13 protein-coding genes are annotated in these 10790 nt (G+C 67.4%); 10 read left to right on the top strand and 3 right to left on the bottom strand.

The window, feature by feature from the left end; all coding sequences use genetic code 11:
* Window positions 1–238: 238 nt before the first annotated feature.
* Window positions 239–1852: an SDR family oxidoreductase gene (locus tag RWO82_RS13445; protein ID WP_314427942.1), complete on the bottom strand. Its 1614-nt coding sequence runs from the start codon at window positions 1850–1852 to the stop codon at window positions 239–241.
* A gap of 91 nt (window positions 1853–1943) precedes the next feature.
* Between RWO82_RS13445 and RWO82_RS13440 the strand changes: the two genes are divergently transcribed.
* The 3 genes from RWO82_RS13440 to RWO82_RS13430 all read left to right on the top strand — a co-directional run bounded on the left by RWO82_RS13440 (window position 1944) and on the right by RWO82_RS13430 (window position 4109).
* Window positions 1944–2195 carry a hypothetical protein gene (locus RWO82_RS13440; RefSeq protein ID WP_314427940.1) on the top strand — a complete coding sequence of 84 codons (252 nt, stop codon included), beginning with the start codon at window positions 1944–1946 and terminating at the stop codon, window positions 2193–2195.
* A 53-nt stretch (window positions 2196–2248) separates the two neighbouring features.
* Window positions 2249–2419, top strand: a complete 171-nt coding sequence (locus tag RWO82_RS13435; RefSeq protein ID WP_314427939.1) for a CsbD family protein — start codon at window positions 2249–2251, stop codon at window positions 2417–2419.
* Between the two features lie 97 nt (window positions 2420–2516).
* Window positions 2517–4109, top strand: a complete 1593-nt coding sequence (locus RWO82_RS13430) for an MFS transporter (RefSeq protein ID WP_314427938.1) — start codon at window positions 2517–2519, stop codon at window positions 4107–4109.
* Between the two features lie 155 nt (window positions 4110–4264).
* Here RWO82_RS13430 and RWO82_RS13425 read toward each other — a convergent pair whose 3' ends face one another.
* A complete protein-coding gene (locus RWO82_RS13425) occupies window positions 4265–4816 on the bottom strand; it encodes a MarR family transcriptional regulator (RefSeq protein ID WP_314427937.1) in 552 nt (183 codons plus the stop codon).
* Window positions 4816–5079 (bottom strand): hypothetical protein, encoded by a 264-nt coding sequence (locus tag RWO82_RS13420; protein ID WP_314427936.1) that lies wholly within the window; start codon window positions 5077–5079, stop codon window positions 4816–4818. Before RWO82_RS13420 ends, RWO82_RS13425 begins: the two co-directional genes overlap by 1 nt.
* Window positions 5080–5176: 97 nt before the next feature.
* On the opposite strand from RWO82_RS13420, the gene RWO82_RS13415 reads away from it, so the two are divergent.
* The 7 genes from RWO82_RS13415 to RWO82_RS13385 all read left to right on the top strand — a co-directional run bounded on the left by RWO82_RS13415 (window position 5177) and on the right by RWO82_RS13385 (window position 10516).
* Window positions 5177–5632 (top strand): MarR family transcriptional regulator, encoded by a 456-nt coding sequence (locus RWO82_RS13415; protein ID WP_314427935.1) that lies wholly within the window; start codon window positions 5177–5179, stop codon window positions 5630–5632.
* Window positions 5633–5748: 116 nt separating this feature from the next.
* A complete protein-coding gene (locus RWO82_RS13410; RefSeq protein WP_314427934.1) occupies window positions 5749–6081 on the top strand; it encodes a hypothetical protein in 333 nt (110 codons plus the stop codon).
* Window positions 6082–6084: 3 nt separating this feature from the next.
* Window positions 6085–6369, top strand: coding sequence for a hypothetical protein (locus tag RWO82_RS13405; protein ID WP_314427932.1), 285 nt, complete (start codon window positions 6085–6087; stop codon window positions 6367–6369).
* A 263-nt stretch (window positions 6370–6632) separates the two neighbouring features.
* Window positions 6633–7940, top strand: coding sequence for an extracellular solute-binding protein (locus RWO82_RS13400; RefSeq protein WP_314427930.1), 1308 nt, complete (start codon window positions 6633–6635; stop codon window positions 7938–7940).
* Between the two features lie 71 nt (window positions 7941–8011).
* A complete protein-coding gene (locus RWO82_RS13395; protein WP_314427928.1) occupies window positions 8012–8884 on the top strand; it encodes a sugar ABC transporter permease in 873 nt (290 codons plus the stop codon).
* A complete protein-coding gene (locus RWO82_RS13390; RefSeq protein ID WP_314427927.1) occupies window positions 8881–9789 on the top strand; it encodes a carbohydrate ABC transporter permease in 909 nt (302 codons plus the stop codon). Before RWO82_RS13395 ends, RWO82_RS13390 begins: the two co-directional genes overlap by 4 nt.
* A 1-nt stretch (window position 9790) precedes the next feature.
* On the top strand, window positions 9791–10516 hold the full coding sequence (locus tag RWO82_RS13385) for an alpha/beta fold hydrolase (RefSeq protein ID WP_314427926.1): 726 nt from the start codon (window positions 9791–9793) through the stop codon (window positions 10514–10516).
* Window positions 10517–10790 lie beyond the last annotated feature (274 nt).

Raw genomic sequence — 10790 nt, 5'->3', positions numbered from 1 at the left:
GCCACAGAGGCGATCGACGTCATTCCCGACGCCGACGCGGGTGAGGGGGCAGCTGAGGGTGCGCGGACGGGTACGGATCCCGAGCCCGGTGCCGATCCCGAGCCCGGTGCCGATCCTGCCGGTCTCGCCGAGCGCCCGTCCTGACGACGGTTGCGGAACGTCCCCGGCACGCCGCCCGCACCGTGCGGGGTCACAAACCCATCCGAAACGTTCGTCCGCGGTGAGAAAGCGACCCCGCTCAGCGGGCGCCGTGCGAAAGCGGCCCCGCATCCGCCCCGACCGGCACCGGCTCGACCGGCTCGGATGCGGCGTCGGTGATGCGCGCGGCCATGCCGGCGAAGATGAATCCGTGGAACGGCAGCACGGCCAGCCAGTACAGCCGTCCGGCGAGTCCGCGGGGGAAGAACACGGCTCGCTGCTCGTACCGCGAGCCGGCGCCGTCGGGCAGCGCACGCAGCTCGAGCCAGGCCTCGCCCGGCACCTTCATCTCGGCGCGCAGCCGGAGCAGTCCGCCGCTCGCCGCCGAGTCCTCGGTCGTCCGCCCCGGTTCCTCGACGGCCTCGACGCGCCAGAAGTCGATCGCATCGCCCACGCGGGCGTCGACACGGCTGCGGCGTCCCCGGCGCAGGCCGACTCCGCCGACGAGCCTGTCCATCCAGCCGCGCACGGCCCACAGGAACTTCGAGGAGTACCAGCCGTTCGAGCCGCCGATCCCGATGATCACCCGCCACAGTGCATCGACCGGGGCCTTGGTGCGCAGCGCTCGCGCGTCGGTGAACACGGTCCTGCCCGCCCAATCCGGGTCGCTCGGCAGCGGGTCGCTCGGTGCGCCCGAGACCTCGGCATCCTGCCAACTCGTCTCGATCGTGTCGGCGTCCACGCGTCCGAGCGCCATCGCGACGGCTCGACGATACGGAGTCAGGCCGCCCTCGGGGCGGGGGATGAGCTCGTCGACCGCACGATCCTTCACGACGCACTCGTTCTGGAGTGAGGCGACGAGCGGACGCGCGATCGACCGCGGCACCGGAGTGACGAGGTTCACCCAGTGCGAGGCGAGTCCCGGCGTCAGCACCGGCAGCGAGGCGATCGCCCGCTGACGCAGGCCCGCCTCGAGGGCGTAGCCGTTCATCATCTGGCCGTAGCGCAGCACGTCCGGTCCGCCGATGTCGACCGCGCGGTTCACGTCGTCGTCCACTCGGGCGGCACCGAGCAGATAGTGCAGCACGTCGCGCACCGCGATCGGCTGGATGCGGTTGCGCACCCACTTCGGCGCGGGCATGTAGGGCAGCACGTCGGTCAGGTGGCGGATCATCTCGAACGACGCCGAACCCGAGCCGATCACGACCCCGGCCTGCAGCACGACCGTGGGAACCCCGGATTCCAGGAAGATCTCGCCCACCCTCACCCGTGAGCGCAGATGCGGGGAGAGCTTCGCGTCCTCGGGGTGCAGGCCCCCGAGATAGACGATCCGTCGCACGCCGGCTCTCACTGCGGCATCCGCGACCGTGGTGGCGGCGCGCTCGTCGCTCTCTTCGAAACCCTTGCCCGCGGTCATCGAGTGGATCAGGTAGTAGACCACGTCGACGTCGCGCATGGCTTCTGCGACCGCATCCGGGTCGTCTGCGGATCCCTCGACGATCTCGCACTCGGGGCCCCAGGGGAAGGATGCTGCGCGTGCCGCGTCACGGGCGAGCGCGCGCACGCGGTATCCGGCGTTCAGCAGGCGTGGGGTGAGGCGTCCGCCGATGTACCCGGTGGCTCCGAGCACGAGTGCGCGCGGAGCCGATCCGTCGTCGCGCGGCTGTGCCCGCAGCGCGTCTTCGTGCCCGGTGGGCTGCGTGAGCTCTGTCATGTGCTGAGCGTATGCGCGAACCCTGAGTTTTTCACTAGGTTGGTATATGACTAGTTCATCTAGTAATCTTCTGCCTGAGGAAAGGAAGCGCATGTCCACGATGACCCAGACCCGCACTGCAGGGCCTCGTCGTGCGCGGCGTGCGGCTTTGACCGCGGACCAGATCAGCCTCGCCCCTCGCGCCGCTCGCGAGGCGGTCGGCCGCGCGACGGGCATCGAACCCGTCGCCGTCGGCGTCGCCCGCTCACCCCTGTGGCGAGACATCGCCGTCGCCGGCCTGGTCGCGCTCGTCGCGGCCGGATCGCTCGCGGTGATCGCCGAACTCCTGTCGCTTCCGCTCTGAGACCACAGAGCGAACGGCCCCAGACCACCGTAGGAAGAGAGAAAGGCCCCCTCATGGGACTCGATGACAAGATCAAGAACGCCGCTCAGGACCTCACCGGCAAGGCGAAGGAAGCCGTCGGCAAGGTGACCGACAACGAGAAGCTCGAGGCCGAAGGTCGTGCAGACCAGGCCAAGGCGAACGTCAAGAAGGCCGGAGAGAACGTCAAGGACGCCCTCAACTGAGAGCGCTCAACCATGCGGGGAGGTGACGGACGTCACCTCCCCGCAGTCTGTTCCGGCCCGTCGTCGACGGAGTCGGGATGCAGGAGAGAAGGACACCATGTCAGACCCCGTCACCCGCAGCACGGCCAAGAGGGACACTCTGTGGCGCCGCCTCGGTCGCAGGTTCGGTCTCGTCACCGACGACGAGCTCCGTCGTCTCACCGTCGATGACGTCACGGTCGTCGATCGGCCCATGCTGCGCCGTGCGGTCGCGGGCACCGTGGTCGGCAACCTCATGGAGTGGTACGACATCGGTATCTACGGATACCTCGCGGTGATCATCGGGCGCGCGTTCCTGCCCGACGCCTCGCCCGGCGCGCAGTCCCTCTTCTCCCTCGGCGTCTTCGCCGTCACCTTCATCGCGCGCCCGCTCGGCGGCATCGTGCTCGGTCAGCTGGGCGACCGCCTGGGGCGCCAGCGCGTGCTCGCCTTCACCCTCATCATGATGGCCGCCGCGACGTTCCTCATCGGCGTGCTGCCCGACTTCTCGGTCATCGGGGTGTGGGCGCCGATCCTGCTGATCGTGCTCAAGCTCGCGCAGGGGTTCTCGACCGGCGGCGAGTACGCGGGTGCGACGACCTTCATCACCGAATACGCGCCCGACAAGCGCCGCGGCTTCTACGCCTCGCTGCTCGATCTCGGCTCGTACATGGGCTTCGCGATCGGCGCCGCCTTCGTGTCGATCCTGCAGCTCACGCTGTCGGCAGAGGTCATGCAGGGCTTCGCCTGGCGCATCCCCTTCCTGGTCGCGCTGCCGCTCGGACTCATCGCCATCTACTTCCGTCTGAAGATCGAGGACACCCCGGCGTTCCAGGACGCTCAGGATGCGGCGGCGCGAGCAGCCGACGATGCGAAGACCTCGGCGGACGCCCCCAAGGGCGTCATCGCGCTGATCCGCGCATACTGGCGCGAGCTGCTCACCGCGTTCGTGCTGGTCGCGGCGGCGAACACGGTCGGTTACGCGCTCACCTCGTACATGCCGACGTACCTCACCGGCACGCTCGGCTACGACGAGGTGCACGGCACACTGCTCACCCTGCCGGTGCTCGTGGCGATGGCCCTCTGCATCCCGCTGACCGGCATGCTCTCCGATCGCATCGGACGCCGGCGTGTGCTCTTCGTCGGCTCCGTCTCCGCCATCGTGCTCGCGGTGCCCGCGTTCCTCTTCATGATGCACGGGGAGATCTGGTCGACCCTGCTGGGGCTCGTGCTGCTCGCCTTCCCGGTGACGTTCTACGTCGCGAACCTCGCATCGTCGCTGCCGGCGCTGTTCCCCACGTCATCCCGGTACGGCGGCATGGGCATCTCGTACAACCTGGCCGTCGCGCTGTTCGCGGGCACGGCCCCGGTCGTCATGGAGGCCCTGGTGCAGATGACGGGCTCGTCCCTGGCTCCCGCGTTCTACGTGATCGGAACCTCGATCGCCGGCTTCGTCGCCGTGCTCGCGCTCAAGGAGTCCGCGCGGCGACCGCTGCCGGGTGCGATGCCGAGCGTGCAGACCGTCGAGGAGGCCGTCGAGCTGGTCGAGACGCAGGAGCAGAACCCCGATCTCGACCTCGACGAGCTCTTCCCCGAGCGCATCGAGCAGCGGGGGCAGGAATCCGACGAGCAGCGGGACGGCGCAGTGCGCGGATCGGCCGCCGACGCCTGACCTGCGTCGGCGCGCATCGGAGGCTCCTGCCGGGATCCGGCACACCGCGCCAGATGCGGATGCCGGGGGCGGAACGGTCCGCATCTCGCGCGGATTGCCGGATCCGGTGCGGCTGATCCTGACGCTGGACCGGACGCGGGGCTGGCGGGCGAGGGCTACTCGCCTGCCGTCTCCTCGTGCGAGCGGATGACGTCGCGAAGCTCCTGATCGAGATCGGTCGCCTCTTCGATGGCCGAGGTCATGCCCGCGAGGAATCGCGTGACGACCGCACGCTCCTTGTCGGTCATCTCGTCGACCAGCGAGAGCATGCGTCGGTGCATGGCGCCGAGCGTCTCACGCACCTCGTCGTCGCTGCTGACGGTCGGGACGACGACTCCGGCGCGGCGATCGGTGGGGTGAGGCTCCCGGCGCGCATGGCCGCCCTTCTCGAGGCGGTCGATGAGAGTGGTCGTGGATGCTGTCGAGATGTCGAGCACGCGGGCGAGGTCGATCGGGCGCACGATGCGACCCGCGCGCTGTTCGCGCAGCAGGAAGCGCAGTGCGACGAGGTCGGTCTCGTTCATGCCCATCGACGCGCGGGTGCGCGCGCGCATGGCGGTCTCGGCGGAGCGGTATCGGCGCAGCAGGTTGAGGACGTCGACCGTGCTGGCGCTGTCGGAGTCGGGGTACCAGTACCCCGAGCGGGAGAACTCTTCGGAACCGGCCATCACGCCACCTCGCCGTCGTCACTCAGTTCATGCTGCCGCTCCCGTTCGAGCATCTCGATAGCTCCGGACTCGACTTCAGAGGGCACGATCTGCAGGATTCCCCCCGTGATCGCATCGTGTTCTGCCGTGACGATCTGATCGAGACGCCACATCGGAACCGACGGGAACCTCGCGTGCAGGCGCTCGAGCATCTCGGCATACAGGATGTATCCCGCGTCCTCGAGAGTGAATCGCTCGACCATGACGTCCTTTCCGACAGACATCCATCTTCGCATCCGAAAAGAGTGCCGGTGGCATTCGTTTTTGCTAGTCTGACTCGTTACGTGTCTTTCAAGTAGCATGGGTATCTGGGGGTGACCGATGGCCGAGACGCAGCAGGACGATACACGCACGAGCACGTCTGAACTCGTTATGCGGGTCGACGAGCTCCGTCGTGCCGAAGCGCAGTTCGCGCGACGGCTCTCCGCCGTGCGCGCCCCGAACGACACGGACCGTGAAGCCATGCGCTTCATCGCCGAGGCGCCGGTCGACGCCCCCGCCACCCCGGGCAGCCTCGCGGCGCACCTGCGCGTCAGCACGGCAGCGGTCACGAGCATCCTGAGGCGCCTGCAGGATCGCGGCCAGGTGGTCGTCGCACCGCATCCCGCCGATGCCAGGTCGAAAGTGCTCCGCCCCTCGCTGCGAGACCTCAACTCGCCCGCCGACGATCTCACGCAGCGCGTCGAATCGATCGCGAGCGAGTTCACCCCTGATCAGACCGAGGTGGTGGCGCGATTCCTGCGCCGCCTCGCTGAGGAGATCGCCGACCTTCCGTGACACCTCGTGTCGTGGATCGAGATGCTCCATTGGCAATTAGCTAGGTAACCTAGTAATCTTTCTCATGGCGATCCGCCACCGGTCTTCGAGGCCGAATCGTGCGACGAGGAGGGATCATGGGTTACCTGACCTACGGAAACACCAGTACGCCGATCGAGGTGGACGACGCCCTGATGGCGCATCTGCGCACGGTGATCGTGACCAAGCTCCGCCGCAACGAGTCCTTCCCGCTGACGATCGAGGCCGCATCCGGCGTCGCGGAGACGCTCTGGATCCACGCATCGATCCCGCTGCGCTTCGTGATGGAGGACGACGACCACGAACTCGACCGTCCGCTTCTGGTCGCTCTGATGAACGCGGCGAACTCCGCACGGGGGCTCGACCTCACGAGCGACGAGTTCTCGTCTGCGCTCTCGGTCACGCGCGACCTGCACGCCCTGAGCGCGTGAGCCATGTCGACTCGCATACGCAAAGCCGCGAAGAGGGCGACTGGCAGACGCCAGGCGGCGGCGGCGACCCCGCGCGGGCTGTGGGTGGAAGTCGACCCCGGGTTCCACGTCGGCAATGATCGGCGGCAGTTCCTCGGTTCGATCGCGAGGGAGGGCGAGGGGTTCAACGCCTTCGGACCGACATCGGAGTTCGTGGGACGATTCGACGAGCTCGACGAGGCCAAGGAGGCCGTGATCATGGCCGCAGGCGCGAGCGCTCCGGCAGTGGCCCCGGAGTCACGGGTCTGACATCCCCACGGTGCCGGAAGGCATCGTCGCGGAGGCGCCCGCTCCGCCGTTCGGCCGAGAGCCTGCGGGCCGGTCGTATCCTGGCGCCCGCTGCGGCCTTCGTGGCCGCGCTCCTCGGCGGCGGAGCGGAGGCGCGGGACATCCCGGTATATGGGCACGCCGATGCGCCGCCGGGAGGATTTGGCAGTATACGTATTCAATCCTCAGAATTTCCTGGAACGTAGGCTTCCCTAAGTCCATTGCATACGTATACCATCAGCGTCATGGGACACATCAAGCATCGGGCACTGCCGGTACTCGCCCTCGCAGCGGTGGGCATGATCGCCCTCTCCAGCTGCGGCGCCGGGACCCGCACCGACAACGCGAACTCGACAACGGTGTCGTGCGACTACACCGCTCCGGAGGGCAAGACCACGGTCAACGTCCTCGCCTACAACTCCTCGGCGATCGATCCGTTCACCGACACCATGGTGTCGAGCTGTTCGACCGACGATGTGACGCTGAAGCACGATCCGATCGACTTCGGCGGTCAGGTGACCAAGACGACGGCCACGCTCGCCGGCGACTCGGGAACCTACGACATCCTCGAGACCTACGGATTCGTCATCCCGGGGTTCGCAGAGGAGGAGAAGCTCGTTCCGCTGAACGACCTGTGGGACGAGTATGCAGACGACTACGGTCTCGGCGAGATCAGCGAGTCGATGGTCGAGGGCATGTCGTACGACGGCGAGATCTATGCGATCCCCATGCAGGCGCAGATGTTCGTCATGGCCTATCGCACCGACGTGTTCGACGACCTCGGCCTCGAGGTCCCGACCACCTTCGACGAGATGATCACCGCGGCTGAGGCGATCCAGGCGGCGGGTCTCATGGACTACCCGATCGCGCTGCCCTGGCTCGCGACGAGCGATGTCTCGACCGGCTTCCAGGCCGCGATGAACTCTCTCGGAGCCGACTTCGTGAACGCCGACGGCGATGTCACTCTCGACGGCCCGGAGGCTAAGCAGGCCGTCGAGGCGATGCTCGCACTCAAGCCCTACATGGACCCGCAGGTCACGACCTTCGACCAGCCCAAGGTGCAGCAGCAGATGTTCAACGGCACGGCGGCCATGTCGATCATGTTCTCGGGACGGATGATCGACCTCACGCTGCCGGAGAACTCGAAGCTCTCCGACTCGTTCGGGTTCGCGGGAGCGCCCAAGCTCACCGCCGACGCGGCCTACTCCTACAACCGCCTCTCGATCGACGGCTGGTCGATCCCGTTCAACACGAAGCTCGATCACGACATGCTCTTCCAGATGATGGCCTCCGCGGTCAGCGAAGACGCGTCGAAGGCGTCGGTGCCCGCGGCCTACCCGGCACGAGAGGGCATGGTGACCGAGGAGAACTCGCCCTACGGCGCTGCGGCCAACGACTCCATCGCCTCGACGATGCCGCCGATCGTGTCGCCGGTGCTCGCGGATCTCACCAACGAGATCCGGCCGATCCTCGTCGAGATCCTCAACGGCAACGTCTCCGTCGACGACGGTCTGGCGCAGATGCAGGCGACGGGCGAGGCCTTCGTCGGTTGATCCAGGACCGCCGGTCCGTGGCTGTGGCCTGAGCGCGAGTTCAGGCCACAGCTCGTCCAAGGAGGACGTTTATGAAGACACGCGAATTCTGGTTGCTCTTCGCTCCGAGCCTGCTGATCATGGGGGCGCTCCTCGTGCTGCCGCTGGTGCGCACGGTGCAGTGGAGCTTCGAACAGGTGCGCTACGGCTCACCCGGGTCGTTCGTGGGACTCGACAACTTCGTCTACGCGCTGACCGATCCGCGCTTCCACAGGGCGGTCGCCTTCACGGTGCTCGTCACGGTCATCACGACGGTGATCCTGCTGGTGTTCGGATACATCATCGCGACGGGCGTCAACCGCATCACGACCTCTCGTCCGCTGGTGCTGGGAATCCTGCTCGTCTCGTACGTGCTCCCCAACCTCGTCGGAGCCGTGGCGTTCTCGTGGCTCTTCGACGACAGCTTCGGCGGCGTCGTCAACCGGTTCATCGGACTGATGGGCGGCACGCAGGTGCTGTGGTTCACCGATCAGGTCCCGAACGCGATCCTCGTGATCGCGAACACGGTCTGGTCGATGCTGCCCTTCGCGATGCTGATCATCCTGGCGGGTCTGCAGGGTGTGCCGAACGAACTGAAGGAAGCCGCGAAGATCGACGGCGCGAACGCGTTCCAGACGCATGTCAGCGTCATCATCCCGACCATCCGCGGGGTGCTCGGCTTCGTGACGCTCATCACGATCATGGACGTGCTGAGGATGTTCGACAACCTCATCCCGCTGTCGCCCCAGGCGCAGTCGATCGGCAACGAGTCGATCATGCTGTACGTCTACTCGGTCGCGTTCGCCGACGGAGCGCAGAACCTCGGCCTCGGCAGCGCGATCAACGTGCTCACCATCGTGCTGATCCTCATCATGCTGATCCCGTTCATCCGGGGCATCTTCAAGGAAGCGAAGGCGGAACGATGAGCCTCACCACCTCCGAGCTGACGAACTCCGAACCCTCCACCCGAGCGATCATCACGAGCGGCGCCTCCAAGCGAAAGCGGCGCGGTCCGAACAAGCCGCCGGTGGTCACCGGGCTGCTGCTCGGCATCCTCTGCATCGTCATGCTCAGTCCGTTCATCTGGATGGCGCTGTCGGTCACGAAGCCCACGGATGTCGCGTTCGCGAACCCTCCGGTGTTCTGGGATTACGAGCCCACGCTGCAGGCGTTCGTCAACCTGTGGGAGACGACCTACTTCGCCGACTACCTGATCAACACCCTGGTGGTCGCGGTCGTCTCGACGGTGCTCGCGCTCGTGATCGGCATCCCCGCCGCCTACGCGCTCTCGCGGTTCCCGAGCTACGTGTCGGCACTGCTGCTCGTGCTGGCGCTGATCTTCCGGGCGCTGCCGCGCTTCTCGGTCGTGCTGCCGATGTACGACATCAGCCGGGCACTGGGCATCTACGACACCACGTTCGCCCTGGCGATCGCCCTGGTCGCGATCAACCAGCCGTTCACGATCTGGCTGCTGCGCAACTTCTTCGCCGAGATCCCGCGGGAGCTCGACGAGGCCGCGATGATCGACGGCTGCACCCGCATCGGGATGCTGCGCCGGGTCATGATCCCGCTGATGGGTCCGGGCATCCTCACCGCCGGCATCTTCGTCTTCCTGTTCGCGTTCCAGGAGTACCTGACCGCGCTCGTGCTGACGGACACGTCGTCGAAGACCGTGCCCGTGTTCATCGCGACGCAGCTCGGGCAGACCCTGCCGATGCTGCAGCAGGCGGGAGCGGCGTCGATGCTGCTCACGATCCCCGTGTTCGTGATCGCGTTCATCGCACAGAAGTACCTCGTCGCCGGGCTCAGCGACGGCGCAGTGAAGGGCTGACGTGTCGGTCGCGGCACCGCCGCTCGTGCTGCTCGCCGGCATGAACTGCACAGACGACCTGTGGGCCGAGGGGGGATTCGGCGCGGAGGGGCGAGGGGTGATCCGGCCGTCGCTGGATCGCCCCTCGGTGTCGGACCAGGTCACCGCGCTGCTCGCATCCTTGCCGGAGTCGTTCGTCGTCGTCGGGCACTCGCTCGGCGGCATCGTCGGTATGGCGCTCGCGCTCGCCGCACCGGAGCGGATCGCGGGACTCTGCCTCGTCTCCACCAACGCCAAGGCCCCGACCGAGACGCAGAGGTCGGGGTGGCGGGAGTGGCTCGCCCGACTGGATGCCGGGGTCGACGCGCGAGCGCTGCAGCAGAGCATCCTCTCGCCACTGCTCGGCGCCGACGTCGTTCAGACGCGACCCGACCTGGTCGAGCGCACGCTGCGGATGGGGGATGACACCGGCGACGCGCTGCTCCGCACGCAGCTCGTGATGCAGCTCAGCCGCACCGACCTGCTCTCCCGCCTGCACGAGCTCACGATCCCGACGCTCGTGGTGTCGGGGCTCGACGACGTGATCTGCCCGCCGCGCTTCCACACCGAGATCGTGTCGGCACTGCCTGGCGCGCGGCTCGTCTCGCTCGATGCCGGGCACCTGCTGCCGCTCGAAAGGCCGCGGGAGTTCGGCGACCTCGTGCGCTCGTGGCTCTCTCAGCAGAGGTGGGCCCGCGCCGTCGCCTGACCGCGCACGTTCCGCGCCCGAGCGCCTGTTCTGCGCCCGCCCGCACGCACGCAACGAAGGAGATCTCGCGCTGCGAAGGAGCGGATGCGTGGATTGATCCTTCGCTGCAGGAGTTCTCCTTCGCAGTGGCGCCCGACGTGGCAGTGGTGCCCGACGTGGCAGTGGCGCCCGACTTGGCAGTGGCGCCCGTTGTGGCAGGGGGCGGAGCGCCGGGATCAACGCTCCGGGGATGCCAGCCTGCGCAGATGCGCCATGAGCGACGACGCGAGGTTGT

Origin of the sequence: uncultured Microbacterium sp. (assembly GCF_963521645.1) — a bacterium.
Taxonomy (GTDB): Bacteria; Actinomycetota; Actinomycetes; order Actinomycetales; family Microbacteriaceae; genus Microbacterium.
The sequence above is the reverse complement of the archived record's forward strand: the minus strand, read 5'-3'. Positions and strand labels throughout refer to the sequence as shown.